At 63.1% G+C, this 21,488-nt stretch carries 25 protein-coding genes and 1 pseudogene; all 26 read right to left on the bottom strand.

Features of this window, described 5'->3' with window-relative positions; genetic code table 11:
- Positions 1-4: 4 nt before the first annotated feature.
- The gene (locus GXY01S_RS08490) at positions 5-415 is read right to left on the bottom strand and encodes a hypothetical protein (protein ID WP_061274066.1); all 411 of its coding nucleotides are present in this window, start codon (positions 413-415) and stop codon (positions 5-7) included.
- Entirely contained in the window at positions 412-807 is a 396-nt protein-coding gene (locus GXY01S_RS08485; RefSeq protein ID WP_061274064.1) for a hypothetical protein, read from the bottom strand. Before GXY01S_RS08485 ends, GXY01S_RS08490 begins: the two co-directional genes overlap by 4 nt.
- Before the next feature lie 56 nt (positions 808-863).
- Positions 864-2,060, bottom strand: a complete 1,197-nt coding sequence (locus GXY01S_RS18915) for a hypothetical protein (RefSeq protein ID WP_242501301.1) — start codon at positions 2,058-2,060, stop codon at positions 864-866.
- Positions 2,060-2,677, bottom strand: coding sequence for a hypothetical protein (locus GXY01S_RS08475; protein WP_242501374.1), 618 nt, complete (start codon positions 2,675-2,677; stop codon positions 2,060-2,062). The genes GXY01S_RS18915 and GXY01S_RS08475 overlap by 1 nt, the downstream gene beginning before the upstream one ends.
- 1 nt (position 2,678) lies before the next feature.
- The gene (locus GXY01S_RS08470; RefSeq protein ID WP_061274060.1) at positions 2,679-3,803 is read right to left on the bottom strand and encodes a baseplate J/gp47 family protein; all 1,125 of its coding nucleotides are present in this window, start codon (positions 3,801-3,803) and stop codon (positions 2,679-2,681) included.
- A gap of 40 nt (positions 3,804-3,843) precedes the next feature.
- Entirely contained in the window at positions 3,844-4,206 is a 363-nt protein-coding gene (locus tag GXY01S_RS08465; protein ID WP_061274058.1) for a hypothetical protein, read from the bottom strand.
- Positions 4,203-4,439: a hypothetical protein gene (locus GXY01S_RS08460; RefSeq protein ID WP_146222769.1), complete on the bottom strand. Its 237-nt coding sequence runs from the start codon at positions 4,437-4,439 to the stop codon at positions 4,203-4,205. The genes GXY01S_RS08465 and GXY01S_RS08460 overlap by 4 nt, the downstream gene beginning before the upstream one ends.
- A complete protein-coding gene (locus GXY01S_RS08455; protein ID WP_061274053.1) occupies positions 4,436-5,116 on the bottom strand; it encodes a phage baseplate assembly protein V in 681 nt (226 codons plus the stop codon). The genes GXY01S_RS08460 and GXY01S_RS08455 overlap by 4 nt, the downstream gene beginning before the upstream one ends.
- A complete protein-coding gene (locus GXY01S_RS08450) occupies positions 5,109-6,266 on the bottom strand; it encodes a hypothetical protein (protein WP_061274051.1) in 1,158 nt (385 codons plus the stop codon). Before GXY01S_RS08450 ends, GXY01S_RS08455 begins: the two co-directional genes overlap by 8 nt.
- Complete coding sequence (locus tag GXY01S_RS08445) at positions 6,263-6,472, bottom strand: hypothetical protein (protein WP_061274049.1); 210 nt, start codon at positions 6,470-6,472, stop codon at positions 6,263-6,265. The genes GXY01S_RS08450 and GXY01S_RS08445 overlap by 4 nt, the downstream gene beginning before the upstream one ends.
- Positions 6,473-6,490: 18 nt before the next feature.
- Entirely contained in the window at positions 6,491-7,408 is a 918-nt protein-coding gene (locus tag GXY01S_RS08440; protein ID WP_061274047.1) for a hypothetical protein, read from the bottom strand.
- 151 nt (positions 7,409-7,559) lie between these two features.
- Positions 7,560-8,588 carry a hypothetical protein gene (locus GXY01S_RS08435; RefSeq protein ID WP_061274045.1) on the bottom strand — a complete coding sequence of 343 codons (1,029 nt, stop codon included), beginning with the start codon at positions 8,586-8,588 and terminating at the stop codon, positions 7,560-7,562.
- On the bottom strand, positions 8,581-8,742 hold the full coding sequence (locus GXY01S_RS18080; RefSeq protein WP_156470298.1) for a hypothetical protein: 162 nt from the start codon (positions 8,740-8,742) through the stop codon (positions 8,581-8,583). Before GXY01S_RS18080 ends, GXY01S_RS08435 begins: the two co-directional genes overlap by 8 nt.
- Before the next feature lie 11 nt (positions 8,743-8,753).
- On the bottom strand, positions 8,754-9,065 hold the full coding sequence (locus GXY01S_RS08430; RefSeq protein WP_061274043.1) for a hypothetical protein: 312 nt from the start codon (positions 9,063-9,065) through the stop codon (positions 8,754-8,756).
- A 23-nt stretch (positions 9,066-9,088) separates the two neighbouring features.
- Positions 9,089-9,520, bottom strand: a complete 432-nt coding sequence (locus GXY01S_RS08425) for a hypothetical protein (RefSeq protein WP_061274041.1) — start codon at positions 9,518-9,520, stop codon at positions 9,089-9,091.
- A gap of 160 nt (positions 9,521-9,680) precedes the next feature.
- Positions 9,681-11,168 (bottom strand): phage tail protein, encoded by a 1,488-nt coding sequence (locus GXY01S_RS08420; RefSeq protein WP_061274039.1) that lies wholly within the window; start codon positions 11,166-11,168, stop codon positions 9,681-9,683.
- A gap of 91 nt (positions 11,169-11,259) precedes the next feature.
- Complete coding sequence (locus tag GXY01S_RS08415) at positions 11,260-12,132, bottom strand: hypothetical protein (RefSeq protein ID WP_061274037.1); 873 nt, start codon at positions 12,130-12,132, stop codon at positions 11,260-11,262.
- A gap of 37 nt (positions 12,133-12,169) precedes the next feature.
- Positions 12,170-12,820: a hypothetical protein gene (locus GXY01S_RS08410; RefSeq protein ID WP_061274035.1), complete on the bottom strand. Its 651-nt coding sequence runs from the start codon at positions 12,818-12,820 to the stop codon at positions 12,170-12,172.
- Entirely contained in the window at positions 12,820-13,365 is a 546-nt protein-coding gene (locus GXY01S_RS08405) for a hypothetical protein (protein WP_082770790.1), read from the bottom strand. Before GXY01S_RS08405 ends, GXY01S_RS08410 begins: the two co-directional genes overlap by 1 nt.
- A gap of 81 nt (positions 13,366-13,446) precedes the next feature.
- Complete coding sequence (locus GXY01S_RS08400) at positions 13,447-14,799, bottom strand: hypothetical protein (protein ID WP_061274116.1); 1,353 nt, start codon at positions 14,797-14,799, stop codon at positions 13,447-13,449.
- Positions 14,800-15,649: 850 nt separating this feature from the next.
- The gene (locus GXY01S_RS08395; protein WP_255210397.1) at positions 15,650-16,153 is read right to left on the bottom strand and encodes a phage scaffolding protein; all 504 of its coding nucleotides are present in this window, start codon (positions 16,151-16,153) and stop codon (positions 15,650-15,652) included.
- A 23-nt stretch (positions 16,154-16,176) separates the two neighbouring features.
- Positions 16,177-17,589: a portal protein gene (locus GXY01S_RS08390; RefSeq protein ID WP_061274033.1), complete on the bottom strand. Its 1,413-nt coding sequence runs from the start codon at positions 17,587-17,589 to the stop codon at positions 16,177-16,179.
- A 141-nt stretch (positions 17,590-17,730) separates the two neighbouring features.
- Positions 17,731-19,047, bottom strand: a pseudogene (locus GXY01S_RS08385) (phage terminase large subunit).
- Positions 19,031-19,429 carry a terminase small subunit-like protein gene (locus GXY01S_RS08380; protein WP_061274031.1) on the bottom strand — a complete coding sequence of 133 codons (399 nt, stop codon included), beginning with the start codon at positions 19,427-19,429 and terminating at the stop codon, positions 19,031-19,033. Before GXY01S_RS08380 ends, GXY01S_RS08385 begins: the two are co-directional and overlap by 17 nt.
- Before the next feature lie 391 nt (positions 19,430-19,820).
- Positions 19,821-20,912 (bottom strand): hypothetical protein, encoded by a 1,092-nt coding sequence (locus tag GXY01S_RS08375; RefSeq protein ID WP_061274029.1) that lies wholly within the window; start codon positions 20,910-20,912, stop codon positions 19,821-19,823.
- A 90-nt stretch (positions 20,913-21,002) separates the two neighbouring features.
- A complete protein-coding gene (locus tag GXY01S_RS08370; RefSeq protein ID WP_061274027.1) occupies positions 21,003-21,488 on the bottom strand; it encodes a DUF4272 domain-containing protein in 486 nt (161 codons plus the stop codon).

The following is a 21,488-nucleotide window of genomic DNA, read 5'->3' as shown; positions in this document are numbered from 1 at the left end:
CGACTCAGGTTGTGGCGGGCGTTGCGCCGAGCGTCTGTTCGATCTGCGCCAGGCCGAGATGGCCGGGACCGTTCTCGATCGCGGCAATTCCGTAGATCAGGCGTGTCATGGTCGCCGGATCGTGCAGGTCCAGCATGGTATCAGACTGCACGCCCATCTGGCGGCACAGGCTGGCAATGTAAGCGCCGGTGGCGTTCTCGCTGGCAGGCGCGTAGGTCTCGATGATCTTGGCGATCGTATCAAGGCCGCGCTCGCCATAGCGCACAAGTTGGTCGCGCAGGGCGCGGATGCCGTCTGCCAGGGTCGGAAAGGCTGCAAATCGCGGCTCGGGCACGCCAGTTTCCAGATGCGCGCCGGGTTGGTGCGCATAATTCAGGTTGCCGGGGTTGTTGTTGCGGATGCCGCGAGGGATCATGTCGTTGCTCCTGTCGTCGTGGTGGCCGCGCTGGCTGTTGACCCGTTGAGGTCTGCCGGAGCCGCAGGGAGTGCCGTGCTGGTGGTATCGCTGCCGTTGGCGATGGCCAGCAACGCCTCGAGATAGGCGGCCACATCGGCGGGAACAGCCACATTTTTCGCCGTATAGGCCGCAGAAACCGATGCCTCGGCCGAAGCATAGGTGGCCTGTGCCTGCGCCATCAATGCGGAATAGGCCACGAGATTTGCGCCCTGCACGGCCTGCCCGGACGGTGACCGTGCAGCCCATTGTTCTTCCGTCAGGGGCAGAAGGGCCGACGCTGCGGGCAGCCACGCAGGCTGGGACTGAAACAGATTGATATCAATCCATCCGGTAATGGGGGCGGGCTGCATAGCTTCAGTATCATAAAACGCGTAGTATCGGCTTGTATAAGTCGTTTTCCAATCTGTCATGATAGTATCCCTTCAACTTCAATCCACAAAAGACCAACCGCGTCATAGTCACTCTGACCAGCATTGGATCGGTAAAAAACCTGTATGGCTGTCGCAGTCGGGTATCCCTCCTGAATATTTGCCCACGCGCTAACCGCCGAACCCGGATATGAAATCTGTGCTGTCACTTGAGCCATTGGCGCAGAGGAATATGCAAAAGGGAACGCTATGGTCTGCGACTGCTGACTTGCATTCTGCGAAACAAGAAACTTCTGCTTTAAGACGTTCCCCGTCTTTGTCCAAAACCCCCCTTTAATGACCCCGGATGCCGCAATCTCTCCGTAACTGAACGGGGCATAGCTTTCTGTTGTGCCGTCCGGCATCGTGGCGATCAGATTACCGCTCGCATCCTCCTGCACATCCACGATGCGGGTGTTGGTGGAACCCGCTGCCGGGACGGAGCGCACATAGCGCCCCTCTGCCGTCTCCGCGTTCAGGGCGTCCTTTCCGGTGAAATCTTCGGTATCGGGGACTTCGGTCTCGCCTTCGAATATGACGGGACCGGTTACGGTCTGGCCCTCGGTATCGACCAGTTTCAGGCGTCCGGCCAGATCGGCCTGGAGTTCGGGAATGGTCTCGTAAAACGGCGCGCCTTCGGCCTGCGCAATCATGTCCGCCGTAATGGCCGTGGCCGCTGCTGGTACCGTGATGGTCCATAGCGGATACGCACCCTCGGGCACGGTCGCTGCAATGCCCAACTGCGCTACGTCCTGCCGCACCGTGGGCGCGGTCTTGCCGCTATTGTCAGCGCCAGCATAGGTCACGGACGGGTCGGCAGCATTGTAGAAGGGCAGCACGGTGGCATCGGCATCGACCGTGGCGGGCGTGGCATAGACCGTGTATGTGGCCCTTGCCCCTGCAACAGTCAGCGTGACCGGGTCACGGCTGATATACTGGCGCACCAGCACGCTGCCATTGGCGGCCAGCGTGCCATAGGCTGTCGCATCCACAACGCCCGCAGCCAGCAGCGAGCCGGGCGCGATGGTCACCGCAAGCCCCGCGCCCGGCGTGCAGGCAAAGCCACCGGCGGCCACGGTATTGTCGCCATAAGCCATGCCCGCAAGGTGGCCGAGGCCCACCAAAGCATTGCGCTGGGCGTTGAGCAGGTCGCTATCAAGCGGGATCTGCGCGGGGTAGACGATCTGTCTGTCCATCAGTCAAGGGTCTCCACGTCCTGCACCCATGCGATCGTGCCTGCGGGCATGACAGCGGCGATGCGGGTCAGGGTCTGGGTTGCGGGCGGGTTGGTGTCGCCGGTCGGCAACTGGGCAAAAAGTTGGAAAGGCACGCCGCGCGAGCCATAGCGCAGGGCCGCCACGCCATAGCCGTAGCCACCGCCGATGGCCGGGCTGGAAAGCGTGCCCAGCCCCTTGCAGTCGCTGGCATTGCGCGGCTCGATCACGCGGCCTGCGGTGCCCACTTCATCGGCAATCACGTTCACCACGTCGGGCCGGGTGCCGAGCGAGGGGAACAGGGCTTCCTCGATGCGGGTGCGGAAGGCGTCGTCGCTCTCGCCCGTGGCGCGGGTCAGCGTAGTGCCGAAGAAGTCGGCGGCGAACATGTCAAGGAACGCGCCGGTCATGGTGGCAAGCCGGGTCTGGTCTCTGGTGCTGTCCAGCAGGCCCCACACCCATGCAAACACGCTACCAAAACCCTGCAAAAGCGCGTTGAGCACCGGGGCCTGTTCGCTCTCGCCCGTGCCGGGTGCTGCCGGGAACCAGCCCGTGGGCAGCAGGGCACGGATGCGCAGCGCGAAGCCGTTCTGTGTCACATCAGCCAAAGGTCACCGTCCCTGCCCGATAGGCCGTGCCGGTGGTTGCGGGAAGGTCCACCGTTCCGCCTGAAAGCGTTACATCGGTCACGTTGGTGACCGATGTGCTGGCGGCATAGGCGATCTGGATCAGGCGCGAGTAACTGGCCGAGGCCCCGATGGCGAGGCTGTTGAGGTAGGTTGCGATATTGGTGCTGATGGTCGCCTGCACGGTGGTGAGGTCGCCGGTATTGCTCACGGTTACCGTCATGGTTACAGGCGGCCGCACCACGTTGGGCCGCACGACCTGAATGGACACGGCGGCAGGCCGCACATCATCCACCGCCGCATAGACCGCATCGATCACGCTATCGGACACATCGCCCGAGCCATCATCGACAAACACCACCACGTTGCCGGGCAGGAAGGCGCCGGACGTGTCCACGTTCTCGAGCACCTGATAGATCAGGTCGGCGGAAACATCGGTCACCGCGTTCTCGATGGCCGAGACCGTCGCCTTGGAGCGGCTGTTGATGTAGGACACAAACCGCGTGCGCAGGGCCGCATCCGTCTCGCCATCGCTGCCATTGGTCAATGCTGAGGCATTGGTGACCGTGTCGATGCCCGATATGGCCGTGCCCAGCAGGCAGATGGCCCCCGCCGCAACGTTGCCGGTGACCCCCGTCGAGGCGCATTCCACCGGCACCGTGATCGACGCCGTGCCCGCAGGCCGGACGTAAGCTCCGGCGCTGGTGGACCAGGCAGCGTTCGTCTCGTCCTGCACCACGGTGAACACGAGGCTGGACGCCGTGCGCACCGTTGCCCCTACCGCGACCGTGGCCGACTGGCTGGCGGGCGAGAACGAGGTAAAGGTGACCGTGCCGGTCGCAGCCGTGCCCGGCAGGCGGGTCAGCCCGAAATCCTGCACGAAGCTATCGGCATCCGTGCCGATCGAGGTGGCGAGACGGGTGAGTGAGAGGATCTGGAGTGCGATGAACTGGAACCACAGCCCCAGCCCCGCCACGGCCTCGAGCATGGCGCGACCGGGAGAGCCGACATTGAGGTCAAGCAGCGACGGGCATGCGCCCTGTGCGCTTGCCACCATGTTGCCCAGCGTGGTCCTGAAGGACTGGAAGGTTAGGGCCAAGACGGACCTCCAATAAAAAAGGCGCCCCGCGGGGCGCCCGTCATGTGCTCAGTGTCAGTTCCTGCACCGTGCCGGTGTCAGCATCGGTGTAGGCAATGGCCAGCAGATAGGCCTCCACCCTCGGGTTGCTGATCGTGACCGTGATCGGCTGGGTCTGGTCCACCCCGCTCTCCTGCTGTATCTGCTCGAGCACCAGGGCGCGCACGCCTGCCTCGTCCATCACGCTGCCTACCCTTGCTGGCAGGCCCGCGCCATAATCAGGCTGCCAGATATAGGCGCCTGCATTGGTGCACAGCCTGCGCAGGAGCGCCTGCCTTGTCTGGTCGGCACTGGCCACCACGGCCACGCTGCCGGTGCCCGACAGGTCGAGGTCGCCGCCCATGGTGTGCGATAGCGCGCTCATGACATTTTCAGCAGGAGAGACATCTTGTGCCGCTCCAGCATGCCAACCGTTTCCACTGCGTTCATTTCACCAGCGCTGTAATTGGTGAACTCCCGGTCAGGATGAATGGCCAGAGCCATCAGGTTGATGATGGATCCATTCTCCACCTCGGCACGGATACCATCCAGCATGTCGAGCATATGCTGCTTGTAAGGCGCTTCCGCCCTGCGCATAGGAATAACTGTTTCGCTCATTGCGGTGCCCCCGTCGATCCGCTGCCCGGCTGCACGCCGCTATGGGTGTGGCCTTTGCCGGAGATGCCGGCCGTGAGCACGTCCGTCTTGCCGGTCACGGTGCCCTGCGCGGTCATATCCCCGTCGGTTGTGATCGGGCCGCCGGTAACGGCAAGGCCGTTGGCGTCGAGCGTCATGCCGACTGACCCAACTTTCCATGCCTTGCCGGTGGCGGTCAGCGTTTCGGTAGTGTCCCCTGCCCCGCTGTAGATCATGTCCTTTGTGATGTGCCACCACGGCGCGTTCTGCGTGGCCTCGCCCTGCGCAGTTGCGCCATTGGCGGGCGGCGTGGGGCAGCCCGCCACGATCAGCATTTCGCCGGGCTGGGCCGGTTTGCCGGTGGCCTGGGATGTGGGGGGCATGATAACGGCATCAAATACCGGGCTGGCCATGATCATGTGTTCGGCATCACCCTCGACCGGGATGGTCACGACATGCGTGCCGATATCGGGCAGGCAAGCCATACGCAGGCTGCCTGCCTGTAACGCGCCGCAGGGCACCCAGCCACTTTCCACCCCGGCGGGCTGGAGCATAACCTTGACAGCGTGATTGACCGGATCCACCGCGCTGACCAGCCCGAAGCCGGGCTGGGCCTGCGCATGCGCCAGACCTGCGGCGACCATGCGGGTATCAGTCATTAGCATTCTCTCCTGCCATGCTGCGGCTACGCAGCGTGACCTGCTGCGAAAAGCCGCCATTCCATGAAAAACGGCTGCTCACGGCATCCACGTCCAGCGTGCCGTCCCATGTCGTGCCGGTATCGGTCAGCCGCATGAAGTCACGGGGCTGGAGCGTGATACGCCCCGGCAGGGCGCCGGTAATGGTGCGGGCATGGGCCATGATCTGCCCATACTTGCACCGTGCCATCTGCCTTGCTTCGTCCAGTCGCACGCCCGGCATGCTGAAGCTGTGCAGCGTGCCGCCCTGCGCGGGTGGCGTGGTGGAGCCACCCGCCGCCGACCAGTAATAGTCAACCTTCGTGCGCTGTCGGCTGTCCCATGCCATGACATGCACGATGACACCCCGGCCAATCTGGTAATCACGCGTGAAATTCAGGCCATAAGCGCCCGCCCTGACAGGTTGCTCCGGCCCGTTATCGACATAGTCGAGCAGATGGGTATTGGCTTGCGTGGGCGTGGGATAGGGCGCGCAGACAAGAGTGGTGCCCTGCGTGTACAGATCACAGCCCGCTCCGGTCGCGAGCGTGCAGGCCAGGTCAAAGGCCGTCTGGAACCGGCTGTGGCTGGCTGCGCTGCCCCGTTTGTGCTCCACCTGCCAGAACTGACCCGTCATGGCCTGCGGCATGCTGACCTGTGGCGTAAGCCCCGCAGCCGTGGCCATGGCTGTAATCACTTCCGCCCCGGTCATGTTCATCCAGTCGGTGCAGATGCGCATGTCCAGCAGCCTGGCCAGATAATCGCGGCAGGCGATGGTAACCGTTGTCTGTGCCGGGCTGAGGGCGACATGGTCGATGATACCTGTAAATACGGTGTCCCATTGCGCACCCCCATCTGCCGCGTCACGCATCTGTAGCGTTATGCCCAGTTCAGTCAGGGCGCTGCCATCTGAAGGGAGCGGGAGGTCAAACCATAATCCGGTGGCGGGCATGGCGGCACGGTCCAGCGCCAGTGTCATTTCAAGTGTGTCGGCCCGGCTGTAGCGGGTACGGGTCAGGGTGAACTGCTCAATCCCGGTTTCCGCCCGTTCGGTGCCATTGACCAGCAGCCGCGCGCGCGGCGTGCGCCAGATGGCCTGGCCTGCGGTGGTGAGAGAAAGGCTGCCACTCATGCCGTAACCCCGGGCACGCCGCTATCAAGCGCGGTATCGATGGCAGGCAGCACAAGTGTCACGGGCGTGGTGAAAGTGGACAGGTCAGGGTCTGTCATGCCGTTGAGCTGCGCGATCCGCCACCACGCGGTGGCATCATTCAACTGCCGGGCCGCGACATGGTACAGCGTGCCATCCGCTGCCGTAACCTTTATGGTAAGCGCCATGGGTCTGTTACCTCCTGCTCAGTTATTGGCAATCGGGCCATCCTGCACGCCGCCCGTAGCCAGCAGCGTGTTGGCATAGGCGCGGTTGACCAGACCCGCGCTGTTGAGGGTAGCACTATGTAGCTGTGCGTTCTGGGTCAGGGTCGCGAGGCTGGTGGCATTATCGGGCGCGATCCCTTCCATATTGGCCCCCGTCTGGCCGATGGCACCGGTCAGCCCCGTGCCCGATGCCGCAAGTCCCGACACCACGCTGGCAGCGCTATCGGGCACCGAGGCCAGGTTGACGCCTGCGCCAGACAGGCCGCCCACCATGCCCAGATTGTCCTCCACCCCGGACAGAACGCCACCCGCCCCAGCCATATCGGCAATGGGGGTGACCTGCCCGATGATGGTACCAAGCTGGCCGGTCATGTTGCCCGCAATGGTCGAGACATTGGCAAGCGCATCCGTAAGGCCAGACAGGGCGGAACCCGTATCAGCACCCACAAGCGCCGAAAGGCCGGATACCACATTCGTGCCAGTCGCGGCCTGGGGCGGTTGTTCGAGCACCAGCCGGTAGGGAATGACTACGCCTTTCTGCGCGTAATCATAGGAATACTGCACGATGCGGACCATAAGCGACAAGCCCGCCCCGCTGAACGGCACAGGCACGCCCGCAATCCGCATCTGCTTGAGCACGCGCGCGCGTTCAATGGCGGTAGGGCCGACAAACGTGCCGGTCAGTTCCAGCCGGTCGGGGTCATTGCCCACGGCATCGATCACCCTGCCACCACCGGGCAGGCGATGCACGGCCACCTGCTGGGTGCCCCCATCACGGATAAGCCGGGGCACCTCCATCCCCGTCAGGGTCAGGCTGCCGATGGTAACAGGGGCCGAAGCCCATAGCCGTCCGATCGCGCCAATGGCAGTCTCGGCGTTCATAAGGGTCAGGGACATGTATTTTTCCACTCAGGACAGATACCGGGCGCGCAGGACAACATGCCGTGGCAGAAGGGGCTGTGCCTCTGTCGCGCCATGCCCCGGAAGGGGCGCATGCCGACCTTCCGGGGCCACCATGCAGGCGGCACGGAGCATTTGCGTTCAGTGTTCATATACCCACGGAGCGGCCGGGTAGCTGCACATGCTGTATGCCATCGGGCGCGGTGCCGGTGGCGCGATGCTCGATAAGGGCGCGGCTGGTTTCTATGCGGGCAAAAGCCTGCCCCACATTATGCTGGTCCAGTGTTACGGGAATGGTGACCTGTACGATGGGCGCACCGGCCATGGCCTGATCCGCGCTGCCGGGCGTGCGGGCACGGACCATGGGAGCCGGACTGATGAAGGCGGGCCGGGCCTGTGTCCGGGGTTGCACGCGTGGCGGGAGGATGTTGCGGGAGCCACGCATGCCCGCAGGCAGCACACTACGCCGCGTACTATGGCTGTTCGGGCCGTGGTGCAGCAAGCCAGGCCTGTACGGCGCCTGCCGCCTGCCCGCCACAGGCGGGACGGACATGATGTGGCCCTGACCCGGCACAACCCTCATGGGGGCTGGCCTGGGCCTGCGTGGCGCAGGCATGGCGCGGCTCATGAGCCTGCCCCGCTGCTGCGTAGCTCCGGCAAAGGCCACCGGGTCCGGGCGGGCGTTCGATGTAGTGCCCGTTGGCAGGCGCTTCAGGCATGTCAGGCGTGACACCATGCGTGGGTCATAGGGCACACGCGTACGCATTGTGCCATCCCGCCCGTTCCTGTCCAAGGCGGGTGCAGGGTTATTCGTGACTGCTGACCCTGCGCCGCGCCTGTATGATTCTCCTTTTTTACCCTGGCGGAACCAGCCACGGGCACGGTGGCCGACGGGCTGACCCGGCTGTATTGCCCGCGTGTCGCGCGCTTCCCCCGACCCGGTCGAGACCTGCGCCAGACCCTTATGGCGGCGTTCAGGCAGGCGAAAGCGGGCCGCCATGACAGGGCGGGTGGTAGCCTGCCCCAGCCGTCCCACCGCCGCAGCCAGTCTTGCCATGGCACCTGCCGGGTGCCCGCGTCGCCCCGGCAGGCGTGCAACCGGCGCGGACAGGCCAGCGGCCCCCGCAGCCTGAAGCCGCATGACCAGGCGTGTCGTGGCCTGACAGGATTCAGCCATCAGGATACTCCCATTGTTGCATGCTCCAGTCATAGCGACCGCCTGCAAGTTCCCCGAAGGCGACCAGAAAGGCCATGCGCCGCACGCGCGGCATGGCCATGGCCACATCCCACGGCACCCCGTGCCCGACTAACGCCGCCACTTCGATCAGCACGGGGTGCCGGCTCAGTTTTTTGCGGCTTGGGCCTCCGTATCGGCGGTGGCCTGTGCATCGGGGCCAAACAGGGCCGTGCTGAGCACCTCAATGCCGTCATTACCGATCTGGTTGGCAAGCTGCTCAAGCTGCACGCGCGTTTGCGGGCGGATGACGGGCACACCGTCGATCGCCTCGACCGAACTGACCATGAGCGCGTATTCCAGCCACGCGGTTGAAGGCGTATCCGGCCCGAACTCAAGCAGGGCGAGCACATCGCCCGGCCCGCGCTCGCGGTAGGTCAGGGTGCGGCCATCAGGGGTCTTTACGGTTTTTTCCGTCATGTCGGCGTCTTCCGGTTGGGAGATCAGGAAATGCGGTTGCGGGCGCGGGCCGTGAACGTGATGGTCTGCGTGACCAGCGTTTCGGACTGGTAGCGCCCCGCATCCGACAGTTTGAGGGAAGCGCCGATGAATTCGTACGTGCTCAGCGAACCATCGCATTCGGTCACATACTGGTAGATGCTGCCCAGAATGACCGTACCGGCTGACCAGAACCCGCTCTCGATCGCGGCAAACAGGTCATCAGCCCCCGAACCATCACGCTGGAAGGAAAACTGGCCACCCCAGCCACCGGGCACGTCATAGAACAGGGGCATGTCGTTCAGCGGATTTGATTCCAGCTGATGGGTGCGCTGGGCTGCATTGAAGCCTGTGACCGTGGGCAGGTCGATGCGGCTGCCGTTATAGACCAGCACCACGCGGCAGTCGCGGCCGATATTGAAGGGTTTGAGGGACATTCATGGCTCCATGAAAAAAGCCACCATGGAAGGTGGCTTGTGAAGTATTGCGCGATTATGGAGGCGGTTTAGAAAATAACAGTTTCTGGGTAAGGTATTCTTCTGAAGCTTTTTGAAAAAAGCTTCACCAAAAACTTTCTTCTGTTTTTTGGGTTAGAGATCAGGCCGCTGCTGTTGCGGTGCTGACCGTAACACTCGCCCCACCCTGCAGGTTTACCACGAAGAAACGGTTAATCCCCTGATAGCGCACCTGCACGTCAGCGCGCACGTAACCCAGCGCCGTGCGCGACTGGGGGTTATTGCTCGTGTCGCACAGCACGGCGTAATCCGTGCTTGCCCCCAGTATGCCGCTACCCACCATGTTCGACAGCGTGCCCAGCAGCACGGCGCGGATGTCGCCATACAGCGTGGCGCAGATGACGGCCCCCACGAACGCGCCCATGCCCGCATTGAGTGTTTCGGCAATGTAGTTGGTCAGGCGCGTATAGGTATCATCATCCGTCACGTCATCGGATGCGGTATTGATGCCGCCGCGCACCGCCCAGTAGCTGCCGCCGGGTGCCGGGTTGCAGATCACGTCGATGCCCGCCGTAAACAGCGCCGACAGTTCTGCGCCGGAATAGGTCGCGGCCTGCCCGCTACTGGCCAGCCCTGCCTTCTGGCTGCCAATCACGCCGTACAGTTCCTTGTTCAGGCTCGACTGCTCGGGTGAGAGGCCGCCAAGGATGCCCGCAGCAAACGCCTGCGGCGGCACCAGCATGTCGCCATTGGTGTCATCATCCCACCACAGCCAGTCACCAAACATCAGCTTTACGGCATAGCTGTCCAGCCCCGCGGCATTTTTCATGGCCACTGCATTGGCAATATTGTCGCCTGCCGGGCCGCAGGCAATCATGTACATGCCTTCGCCCAGGCCAAAAGCGGCCTGCGTGGTCCATGACGTGTCATCCACCACGCCATGCAGCAGCCCGATCGCACAGCCCTGCCCGCGCAGGGCATACATGCCGGTGCGGCTCGTGCCATCCATGCCCAGGAATTGCGCGGTCGTGGGCACGCCGCCATCGCTGCCCCCGGCAAGTGTTGCCGAACCCGCTTCAGGCGCAGGCACCGTCGTCGGCACGGTTACGCGCACAAGCGCCGTGCCATCGGCTGCAATGGCGGCGGCAAGAACCGGCCATGTCGCGCCGCGATAGGTGCGGGTGCCCAGCACTGCGTGACTGACCGTAAGCGTGTAATGCGTGGTGATGATGGGGTCCTGCGCCAGTGTCGCCACAAGGGCGTTGCCCGCGCTGCCCGTATGGATGGCGGTCAGGGTTACGCCCGCCAGCGTGCCCGTGGCCGCCACATCGGTGCCATCGCTCACCCGCACGCAGCGAAAGTCGGATGCGCCCTGCACGACGGCAATGTTCACCGCCGTGCCGATATCGTTCGCCTGCGCCTGCTTGGGGCCGAACGCGCTCAGGCAGTCACCCATGCTGCCGATGATGACCGGTGACGCTACCGGCCCCCACCCTGCCGTGCCCACCAGGCCGATCCGCCCGGTTGCCACGCCGTTGAGCGCCAGGGTCTGCGGTTTGAGGATCTGCACGTACAGATCCGGCACGCTCAGGCTGTTGGTGTTAAGCTGCCCGGACTGATAGATGGTCATTTTATGCGTTTTCCCTGTTGCGCGGCATGCCGCGTGAAGAAACGGTTCAAGAATGGGGCGGGGTTATCGGGCTGTGCGCCATGCGGGCCGTTCAGGACTCTGCCGGTGCGCCCAGCAGCACATCGCCTGCAACCACGCCTCCGGCGGCTGCGATGCCACCGGCCAGCATGAGCGGCACTGACTGCGTCAGATCGGTATCGAAGGTGACGAGATAATGGGCGGGACGGGCAAAGATGCCTCGGTTCATTGCGGTATCATCATTGCTCGCCACCCGTGCCTCGATGCGGAAGGCGGAGCCATTGGCATCCACCAGCCAGTCGGTCAGGGCCAGCGCATCGGCCAGGGCCTGCCCCAGCGCATCCCGCGCGGCCGGACTGGCTGACCAGGCGGTGAGCATGAACATCTGCTGCTGCCTGCGCGCCACGCATCGCGCCGTGGCCGTGGCCGCGTTGATGGCCTGTGCCGTGATGCCGGCGGGCAGCGTGATCGCTCCCTCCTGCGCCACGGCGCCCGACACCATCGCGGCAAGGCTCGCCGCGATACTGGCCACCGTATCACCCGATTGCGCCCTGTACAGGCAGCACCCGCTACCCACGATGCCCGCAAGCCCCTGTATCCGTAGCCCGACAACACCACCGGGCACCGTGTCGGGCACAAGGCTGAGTGTTGCCGTGCCACCCGTAATATTTATGCTGATGGTGGCGGCCTGCGTGCTGTCCATCTGCCAGGGGCGGCCGAGCGGTTCATCAAGGCGGGTCCAGCTTTCGGGCGTGTCGGCAATGCTGATGAAGTCGCAGCCTTCTTGCAAGGTATGCAGGGCATTGCCCAGATCCGCCTGTGTCAGGCCGCCGCGACGGATGATGACGGGGCGGCCCGTGCAACTGCTGGCACTGCTCCCGTCCGGGCAGAGTGCCGCGGCAAGGGCGTCTGCAATGGCGGTGGAAATGGTGGCGATATCGGCCATGTCATGGCGCTTCCTGTTATGGCTGGTAAAAAGAACCTCAGACCTGCTGCTGGGCCATCTGGCAGCGCACGCCCCACGGGCTGCTGCGCGCGGTCCCGATGGTGTAGCGCGGGCTACTCCCATCGTGGACCCACATGGCCGCCTGAAGACTCACGCCCATAATGGCGGGCAGGAACATCTCGAACCCGCCCGTGCGGATGGCACCGGGCTGGGCAGGTCCCGGCACACCTGCCCCGCTGCCCGGCCGGATCATGGCAGGCCAGCCGGTGGCAAGCGTGACCTGTGCGGCTGCATCGCCTGATGTGGCATAGCCTCCCGGACTGGCCGCATCACTCTGCACAGCCCCGGTGGCGGTCAGCGTGACGGTTGCATTGCACAACACGCATAAAGGTGGCCGGAAGGGCTCCGCGCGGGCGATGAAATAGGTCTCTGCCCCGCAGGTCAGGATATCACCTGCCCGCAGGTCCGGCAGGTCTGTCAGGGCATAGACAAAAGGCACATCCCACAACGCAGGCCCCGCAAAGCCGAAGGCCCGGTCATTGCTGAAAGCGGCCCGGCCCTGGGCATAAGCGCTTGCACAGGGCGCAAGCGCACTGCCGGGCCGATACTGCACGGTTGCAGCGCCAATACGGGCCGCTGCGCGCGCGAAGCCGCGCGTGGTCAGGCGGCACAGGGCGTTGAGGTCCATCAGATGATGATCTCCCCCACGGCGCGCAGTCCCGGTCCCGGCGGCACGCCCATGAAGTTGCACAACTGCACGCGCCAGCGCGTGTACAGCGTAAAGCGGTCCGTCACTTCCGTGCGGTTGCGTGTCCAGACCGCCGCGCGGTCTGTATCAAGGTTGCTGCCTGCCGCCATCACCGCGCTTTCCAGCATCTGGCATTGCGCGACAAAGGCGCGGGCCTGGGCGCATTCGGCGGGAGAGAGATGACCCAGCCGCCATTCGTTGAAGCCATAAACCCGAAAAAACCGCCACGACTGCATGCCGCTATCGGCATTCCCCATGGCGGGATAGCCCATGTAGCGCCGGGCCTGCGCCAGTTCGGTGTCGGTCAGGGGGGTATCGGGCATGGTGGCAGCGGTGATGATGGCGGCTGCCTGAGTTTGGTCCGAGCAGGCAACGGCATTTTGGCTGGTGGTAGCGGTACCAGCCGCCGTGCCTGCCCCGGTTGCGTCTGTATCGGGCGTTGTGGTGGTGTCCGTGGTACTGGCTGTTCCCGTCATGTCTGTCATGCCTGCCTTTCGTGCATGGTGTGGCTGGCGGTGTGATGGCCCGCGCGGCAGCCCTATAAGGGTGCCGCGCGGACCAAAGGCTCAGGCGCCCGCGCCGAGGCTCTCGATCACCACGCCGCGCTTGAGGTAGCTGTTGGTGGCAGTGGGTATGACCGAGGTGTCAGCGGTCAGGTCGGTTGGCAGCGCGAAACCGCCAATCCACGACCACGACTGCGCGATGATCTGCGCCAGGCGGTCGAGTGCGGGGCGGGTGATCATGCACACGCCCTCCACATCCGTCAGTTCGCCGCCATCAAGCAGCGGCGCGTAATGGGTGCCGATATTGGCGTAATCCCCCTCGATCAGCGCGCCCTGCCCGCAGATGATGGCACGATGGATGGCGCCCGCGCCGAGCGATGCCTGCTGCGGGGCCTCGGTAGTGGGGATGAAGCGCACGCCAAGCAGGTCAAAGATCTGGCCACTCTGGTAGGTATCGGAGCCATACTGACCGCGATAGAGCAGCTTGAAGTCTTCATCACGGAACAGGCCCAGCAACTGGGCATTGTCCAGGTAGCAGTGATACACCCCGCCGTCGGGCGTGGGCACGTTGTTGTCGCGCAGGGTGGCCAGTGCGCCCAGAATGGACTGGACCGTCAGCAGGTCGCCCGCCGCGAGTGCCGCCGTGGTGGCCCGTGCATTGGGGCGCAGCACCAGCGGCGCGGTGGCCGCCATGACCGGATTGCCTGCCGTGCCATCGGCCACCTTGACCGATGCCGAGAGCGTCAGCGTGCCCGAAATGCCATCCGGTCCGGTGGAGGTATTGACGGCATCCGCAGTCGTGCCCACCAGCGTGTAAGACCCTGCCCCGATGGTAACGGTCATGCCGGCGGATGCGCCCACCGAGACCACCTGCCCTTCAGCGGAAAGGATATTCTGGAACCCGCGAATGTCATCCACCGCAACCGTGCTGCCAGCAGCCCCGAGCGTTACGCTCACGCGCGTATTGCCGCCAAGGTAGCCGCCAACGCCGTTCTGCGCCCCGCCAAAAAGCGTGTTGCGCGCCAGGCGGTCGAGTGTCTGGCGGGCGTTGATGCCAAGGCGCGAGGCGTTGGCGAGGAACTGGTTGGCAATGCCCACGCCTTCGGTCACCTGGTTGAGGTCCATGGTGTTGCCGTACTGGTTGATGGTGAGCGTATACTGCTCAACCGACCATTCGGCGGGCGTCATGCCATTGTCAAAGCTGGTATTGGCGGCAGGGTTGAGCGGCGTGGTGGCAGGCGGCAGCAGGCCTGCGCGGGTATCGGTAATGGTCTGGCCGATGCGGGCGGGGAATTCCATCTGGTCGGCAATGGAACGGAAACCCAGGCGCGACTGCAACGCATCCTGGAACGCACGCGACAGGAACCCCTGCTGGATGACAGGCTGGAGGGCAGCGGGGAAATTGGCAATGGCCATGAATTTCATTTCCTTGAAAAAACGAAAAAAGCCGCCATGCGCAATGCAGTGGCGGCGGGTAACGGGCTATGGCAGCGAGGTGCCATTTATGGCCGGGGTGGGTGATTAAGGGGCCGTGGCGCACGGTGTGCGATCATGATGTATTTGAGTGATCATGCGCCCCTTGCCTGTTCCGCAGGCGGCCTTGACCGTGGGCGGAACAGGTAACAGGCGTTATAATTTTGGATTATTATCTCAAGTGTATTTTTATAAAATAATGAACAATAATTATATGGAAAGACAGTAAGAAGCAGTATAATTTCAGTATCTTACCTACATTTCAAGTAGACTAGAAGTGAATTGCCATGTCAGGGCGCATCTGGTATTACACGTTACCAGTGTGCGCCCTGCTCCAGATCATGAATAATTGGCTATTCTGACTGCAATGGGGAAGAAAAATATAAGTTTTGCCTTCCTGATACAATACATACCTTCAATCTGGGTACGATATTGGCGTATTTATTCCCATTTCACATTCCATCCCTCCAATTCATTAATTACTTCTGCCATTTCCTTACACCAATAATCATACCCCTCGGTGGATGATTTTATTATGTATATGTAATATCCCTTCGTATCTAATTCATCAAAATCAACCTCTACTTTCCATCCGTTATATTCTCCGGACCTGATAATGCCCTTTTTTATCACACTCATTTTTGTCCCCTAAAATTTGCATATTATTTTATGTATTTATTTTTTAATATTTAATGTGATAAAATACAATCTTAATGCAAAGATCCTGCATTCATCTTAAACTCTATTTTCACCTCCAGGCCATAAACTCTTTTGCAGCCTGTCGGCTCATGCCCTAATTCGCCACCGGCCAGCGCAGTCCCGCCGCCATGGCTGCGGCCTTTACATCGCGCGTTCCCGCCGTGCGGGCATCGAACGGGGCCGGATCGCCCGCGCGGGGTGCGAGGCCTGCGGCAGTGGTGCCGCGCGCAGCGCCCGATGCCGCCTGCGGCGATGCGAACAGGTAAGCCCGGCTTTCACGCGCGGCGGTCATGATCGTGTCCAGTCCCTGGGGGGCGCCATCTTCGCCGAGCGTTACAGCGCTCAGGTCAACAAGGCGGACCACATCGGCAGGTTCCACCGCCCCCATGCGGGCGGCAAGGGCACGGGCCTCGGCGCGGATGATGGCGCGGTCCGCGCGGGCGCGGGCCGTGCTGACCTGCTCGGTAGCGCGGGCAAGGTCGCCCTCCAGCGTCGTGCGGGCATTCACCGCCGCGTCACGCTCGGCGCGCAGGGTTTCCATCTCGCGGTGCAGGGTTTCAGGGTCGGGGGTCTGGGGCACGCTTGCACGGGTCATCATATCTCTCCATCAACGAAAAAAAATCAGGTCGGGTCGGCTGTGTTCAGCCGCGCCCATTCGGCATGCGGGGCCGGACCACCCGCCCGGGTGGCAAAGAGCACGCAGGCCGTCTGCCGCGACAGGAAGCCCCCCTGCACCGCAGCGCCAAGTCCCTGGGCCAGTTGCGCCAGCTCGGCTTCCGTATCGGCAAAATAGGGCGGCCATTGCAGTGCAAGCCCCGTTGCATCGAGCCGGGCATAATCCTGCCCGCCAATATGCACGCCGCCTTCCAACACATGCGAAAACGCACACACCATGCGGTACAGCGCCAGCAACCCGTATTCGCCGTATGAAAGACGCATGCGGTCCACAAGCCACAAAAGGGGCTGATAGAGCATTTCCATCGCCCGGCCCGATGTGGGGGCGGCAAGGCGATCGGCCTGCGCGCGGTTGCCATGGATCTGCTCCATCACGCTGGCACGCAGTTCACGGTAATGGTCGCGCATGGCCCCTGCGGCATCACCGTTGATTTCGAGCAGCTTGGCATCGCCATCAAGCGGCAGGGTCAGGGCGGCTGATGCGCCGCCTGTACTGGCGGGCGTGCCATCGGCATAAGGGTCTGGCCCCGCGCGGATGACAAGCCTTGGGTCCGCACTGTATTTAAGCCCCCGCCCGGATTGCGAGAGCAGGTAATCGCACTCGATGACCGTATCGATGGCCGGGGCAAAGGTGCAGGGGCCATCCACCGTGCCCGGTGCGGCCAGATTGGCCATCCACACCCACGGCACGAAGCCAAGGCCGTGATGCGTGCTGCGCGTGCCATCAAGGCGGGTGGGCAGGCCGGCATCCACGCGCTGGGGCACATAAACGTGGCAGTCCGCCCGGTCCCACACGCGCAGCCACCAGAAAATGGTGGTGGCATCATCTGCGGCGATGGGCCAGCCTTGGGTTGCCAGCATAGCCCCCGTCACCTTGAAGCACTCGGTTACCGTGGCAAGCGCGCCCGCGCCATCCCATTGAGGGGTGAGGTAACGGGTATCATGCACCTGCACGCGCAGGCGGCGGGCCACGGCCTCAAGCAGCACGGCAACCGATCCGGTGGCCCCACGCGTGGCGGCATCGAGCATGAGGGCTGGCAACGCGGTTTCGGCCCCGAATTGCGCCAGAATACCGGGCAGCGCGGGATCGGTGGCAACCGTGGCGGGCCAGTGGCTGGCGCCAAACAGGAGCGAGACCGCATCATCCACCACCGCGCGGCACATATTGGTGCGCACCGACGGGCGGCGCTGGCCAAGCGGTATGTATTCCCCTGCCCCGTTATATTCGGTGCCAAAGGGGTTGGGTATGGCATCATACTGCGTGCCCTCGAGCACGCGCGCGAGGGCTGCAAGGGCATGGGCCCGCGCGGGCAGGTCCGGGTCACGGGGGTATGTTCGCTTGAGTTCCTGCCAGTCCATGAGCGGGTTATCTCCGGCATAGGGTGAACCTGCACTGTCATGTCTGCCCATGAGCGGAGCAGAAACATTATTCAGGAAGTAAAGAGTGGATTGCCAAAAGGTATAAAGACTATTCCAGAAAGTATTCAGGAATGTATGATGTTAACGACCGATGTTGAAACGCGTGGGCGCCCAGCGCGCGGGAGCGGCGGGCGGCGCGGACAGCATGAGGTCGGTCAGCGCCCAGACCAGTGCATCCGCCCGGTCTGGTGAATGCGGGCCGTGATAGCCACCTGCTGAAAACTGACAGAGCTGTTCCTCAAGTTCCGGGTAGATGCCATGATGGGTCACGCGGCCCTGTTCATATAACGCCGCCACCGGCTCGGCCCGTGCCGCCTTGCCCCGGCTGGCGGTGACCATGCGCAGGGCGGCATTCGGGTTCAGCCCGCGCAGCGTGGCCTCAACCAGGGCGCCACCAAAATTGTGTTCGGCCACGATGCGCTCGGCAGCCCAGTCCGACTGGGCCTGCAGCGCGGTTCGCGCCCAGCCCGCAGGCGTATCGCGCCGCGACAGGTCGGCCAGTACATGGCCACACCCTGCGCCATCCACCCCGCACACGATGATGCCGATTTCATCGGAGCGGGTATCTTCCGGCCCGGCGCAGCCTGACGGGTCAACCGCCACCACGATGCGCCGCATCTGCGTGCCCACATGGCGGCGGGTTGCGGGTGTTATTGCAGCGGCGCGGCGAAAATCCTCCAGGTGCCACAAAGCGCCATCGACAGCCTGCTGGTATTCTCCCTGCACGAAGCGCCTGCGTTCACGCTCCGGCAGGGCCGCGAGCTGGGCTAGATATTCCGCCGAGAGATTGGCCCGGTTGCCCTCCGGGTTGAGCTGCATGGTGGCGTAGCACGCGGGGTCTGGCAAAGGCTGGCCCGATGAAGGCTCGATACCGGATTCAAACACGCGGTAAAGTCAGTGCGCGGTGGTTGGGGGGTTGGCATCGATATATTCCTTCAGCGCCAGGGGCGATTTCTGCGCCAGCCTTGTGAGCAGCATGTTGCGCGCGCCATAAGCGACCTGGCTTGCTTCGTTAAGGTAGACGGTGGCGAATTCCAGCCCCAGTATCTTTTCAGTCCGTTCCTCGTCATCCAGCCCGCCAAACATGATGAGGGAGCCATTGGGCAGTGTCACGCTCCAGTCGGTGCGCGAAAGTTGCCACGGCACGGAGGGAAAGCACCGGCGCATGACGGTGGGAAACGTGTCGACCACAATGGTGGCCCGCAAAGCGTTGAACCTGTGGCGAAATATGCCATGCCGCGTGCCCGTCGCCCGGAGTGCCCGAATAACCAGCGCGCGTACCAGCACGAATGTCTTGCCCGAACGCGCCCCGCCCCGCAGCAGGATGTGGGTGGCCGCACCCCCCAGTAGCCGGTTGGCGGCATGCTGGTCGGGCGTGAGGCTAAAGGGCTGCGTCATCAGTGGTGATGGTAATGGAAATGCTGCCTGCCCCCTCGCCCCGCGTGGCGGAAGCTGGTGGACGCAGGCGCGTTGCAACCCACATGCGGGCCTCCATGCGCAGTTTTATGGCTGGTACATCCTCGCGGCCCGTGGCGCGGTCGGCAATGGCTATGATCTCTTCGGCCAGCGTGTCGGCCGCGGCTTCGCGTGCGGTATCATAGAGCGCACGAAAAGCCGGGTTATCGCGCAGCCAGCGCAATATGGTGGCGCGGTGTGGCAGCGCCGGATCAGCACAGATGGCGCGCAGGCTCTGCCCATCAGCCAGGCGCAGGCAGATCTCGTCGGCCAGCCTGCGGCTATAGGCGCTGCGCCGCGTGCCCGTGGCGGCCAGTTCGGGCATGCTGTTTCTCCATAAAAGGCATGACGCCCGGAAACCGCGGTAGCGGTGCCGGGCGTGGGTCTGTCATGATAGGCTCTTTATGCTGAAAAACCGCGCAGGCAGCAAATACAGTTTTAGGAAATACCTACCATAGCAGATAGCATGTATTATACTACGCTGGATGGTTCCTGCTAATGTATTTCTATCGTGACCGGACTGGTATCATGCAAGCGGGGTGGATACAGAACTATCAGGATATGTTTCTTGTATCCAAAAACCGTGCAGGCAACAATTTTCCTGTGCGGTTCAAACCGACATAAGGTGACGTAAAGCAGGCAGGCTCGCACCTGAACAATGCAACCACTTTCCCACAAGCATAGATTCTCTCACACACCGTAAACGGATGCAGGGGTCAACCTTCCGGTAAAGTCGGAAGGAGCGTGTTAAAAATCACGCGCCCGCCATCATACTCCCGCTGGCAGTACCGAAACCCGGCAAGCGCATAAATGAGTTCCACCGGTATATCGAAGTAGAAATCGATCATATCCGGCAGGTAGCCGCTATCCGCCTCCTCCTTCTGCATGGTCGTGACAATGTCGGCCAGTTGTGCGGGCGGCGTGCCGGTTACGTGCAGGTCATGCGGGCCGCCTGGCAGGGCGCAGGCGCGCGATGTACCAACATGGCGCACAGCCCATTGCTGTGATTCGTTGGCATAGCCAGTGGCTTCCGTCGCGTAGTCCGGTTCATCGACGGATAGGGAAAGCACCGTGCACCCCGCCGCATAGGTCTGCATATGCGTGGCATGATGAAGGAAGGTGGCAAAATCATTGAACCATACCACCGTCCATCCATCAGCCAGACTGGCAATGGCGGCAGGTGCCGGACAGCCTGCCTCTGGCCTGCCGGTATCAGCAAGGTGCATACGCTGCAGCACGGTCTCGCGGTCGATACCGTGGAACAGGAACAGGCCCACCTGGTAGCCAACCGGGCGCGGCGGGCAGCTTTCGCGTATCCATGGGCGCAGGCGGATGGGCGGAAAAATGTCCTGCGTGCCTTCCGTCATTTCAAGCGGCGCGAATGTGACCCTGCCGTTGGTTATGGTGTAGGGATAGACGTAATTCGCCGCCGTGCCATCGCGATGCGTGCACATGAGCACGGCAGCCTCGGCCTGCTTGCCACTACCGGGCAGCAGCACGGTGCAGTTGGCCGCCACTACCGCCGCGCGCTGGTGGCTACAGGCCACCCTGGTACGCAGGGCCTGCTTGAGATGGTCAAGCTGGGTGTTGCCGTCCTTTTTGTCCGGCATTGGCTCATCGAACAGTTCAATGGCGCCGCGATAGGGTTCGCGCGCCATCAGCGCGCCCAGGGGGGCAAAAACGCCATCGCGCCCCAGCCTGGCTTCTATTTCCGGCATGATGAAGTCGACAAGCGCGGTGAAGTCCTGTGGCGGCATGCTGAGCCAGTAGGGCCGATCTGCGTCATCCTCAACGTCATACTGATCCATTGCGCCGTCCTTGCTGGCTGTAGCGGCGTTCAGGCTACGTTTGGCATGCGAAAGCTGTCAATCCGGCTTCCATGCATGGGCATGGTCTTTTCAGGTCGGCGTATCGATCTCATCCCATGCCGTGTCGGGCATGTTATCAAAGCCGGTCAGCCAGTTCAGTGCCGCGTGCCGCTCCATCACGATATCGGGGCTGAAGCCGCAGGCAGCCCCGCCCGCCTGCCGGGTGGTCCAGTGCTGCCACCATGTCATGTCGAGCAGGTCAAGGATCTCGCCTGCCGGGCGTAGCGAAAGCCTTTCCCCTGCCCCGATGGCCTTGCGCACATGCACGAGATTATCCACATCCAGCGCGCCTTCGGCCGGCCCGAGTGATACGGATGATGGCGAAAGCGCCCAGGCCAGCGTTCGCGCCGCTTCCACGCGCCATGACAACCGCTCGGCCATGCCCTGCGCCGGGGCATCGATAAATGTTTTTTCCTGTGGTGTCAGGACGCTGGCATCTCTCGCCAGGTCGCGCAGGGTGGCGTAGACATCAATCCTGATGGCGGGCTGCCTGCGTAACGCATCAGGCTGGGTCAA

This window comes from Komagataeibacter xylinus NBRC 15237 (genome assembly GCF_001571345.1).
Taxonomy (GTDB): Bacteria; Pseudomonadota; Alphaproteobacteria; order Acetobacterales; family Acetobacteraceae; genus Komagataeibacter; species Komagataeibacter xylinus.
This window is presented reverse-complemented; position numbering and strand designations above follow the sequence as displayed.

Excerpts from the sequence above, each read along its gene's own strand:
- GXY01S_RS08410 (WP_061274035.1), bottom strand. The coding sequence starts at position 12,820 with ATGGACCTCAACGCCCTGTGCCGCCTGACCACGCGCGGCTTCGCGCGC.
- GXY01S_RS08415 (WP_061274037.1), bottom strand. The coding sequence starts at position 12,132 with ATGGCCGATATCGCCACCATTTCCACCGCCATTGCAGACGCCCTTGCC.
- GXY01S_RS08395 (WP_255210397.1), bottom strand. The coding sequence starts at position 16,153 with ATGATGACCCGTGCAAGCGTGCCCCAGACCCCCGACCCTGAAACCCTG.
- GXY01S_RS08375 (WP_061274029.1), bottom strand. The coding sequence starts at position 20,912 with ATGGATCAGTATGACGTTGAGGATGACGCAGATCGGCCCTACTGGCTC.
- GXY01S_RS08465 (WP_061274058.1), bottom strand. The coding sequence starts at position 4,206 with ATGAGCGCGCTATCGCACACCATGGGCGGCGACCTCGACCTGTCGGGC.
- GXY01S_RS08390 (WP_061274033.1), bottom strand. The coding sequence starts at position 17,589 with ATGGACTGGCAGGAACTCAAGCGAACATACCCCCGTGACCCGGACCTG.
- GXY01S_RS08445 (WP_061274049.1), bottom strand. The coding sequence starts at position 6,472 with ATGGCGCTTACCATAAAGGTTACGGCAGCGGATGGCACGCTGTACCAT.
- GXY01S_RS08400 (WP_061274116.1), bottom strand. The coding sequence starts at position 14,799 with ATGGCCATTGCCAATTTCCCCGCTGCCCTCCAGCCTGTCATCCAGCAG.
- GXY01S_RS08430 (WP_061274043.1), bottom strand. The coding sequence starts at position 9,065 with ATGACGGAAAAAACCGTAAAGACCCCTGATGGCCGCACCCTGACCTAC.
- GXY01S_RS08455 (WP_061274053.1), bottom strand. The coding sequence starts at position 5,116 with ATGACTGATACCCGCATGGTCGCCGCAGGTCTGGCGCATGCGCAGGCC.
- GXY01S_RS08420 (WP_061274039.1), bottom strand. The coding sequence starts at position 11,168 with ATGACCATCTATCAGTCCGGGCAGCTTAACACCAACAGCCTGAGCGTG.
- GXY01S_RS08460 (WP_146222769.1), bottom strand. The coding sequence starts at position 4,439 with ATGAGCGAAACAGTTATTCCTATGCGCAGGGCGGAAGCGCCTTACAAG.
- GXY01S_RS18915 (WP_242501301.1), bottom strand. The coding sequence starts at position 2,060 with ATGGACAGACAGATCGTCTACCCCGCGCAGATCCCGCTTGATAGCGAC.
- GXY01S_RS08380 (WP_061274031.1), bottom strand. The coding sequence starts at position 19,429 with ATGCCCGAACTGGCCGCCACGGGCACGCGGCGCAGCGCCTATAGCCGC.
- GXY01S_RS08485 (WP_061274064.1), bottom strand. The coding sequence starts at position 807 with ATGCAGCCCGCCCCCATTACCGGATGGATTGATATCAATCTGTTTCAG.
- GXY01S_RS08490 (WP_061274066.1), bottom strand. The coding sequence starts at position 415 with ATGATCCCTCGCGGCATCCGCAACAACAACCCCGGCAACCTGAATTAT.
- GXY01S_RS08405 (WP_082770790.1), bottom strand. The coding sequence starts at position 13,365 with ATGACAGACATGACGGGAACAGCCAGTACCACGGACACCACCACAACG.
- GXY01S_RS08450 (WP_061274051.1), bottom strand. The coding sequence starts at position 6,266 with ATGAGTGGCAGCCTTTCTCTCACCACCGCAGGCCAGGCCATCTGGCGC.
- GXY01S_RS08440 (WP_061274047.1), bottom strand. The coding sequence starts at position 7,408 with ATGTCCCTGACCCTTATGAACGCCGAGACTGCCATTGGCGCGATCGGA.
- GXY01S_RS08425 (WP_061274041.1), bottom strand. The coding sequence starts at position 9,520 with ATGTCCCTCAAACCCTTCAATATCGGCCGCGACTGCCGCGTGGTGCTG.
- GXY01S_RS08435 (WP_061274045.1), bottom strand. The coding sequence starts at position 8,588 with ATGGCTGAATCCTGTCAGGCCACGACACGCCTGGTCATGCGGCTTCAG.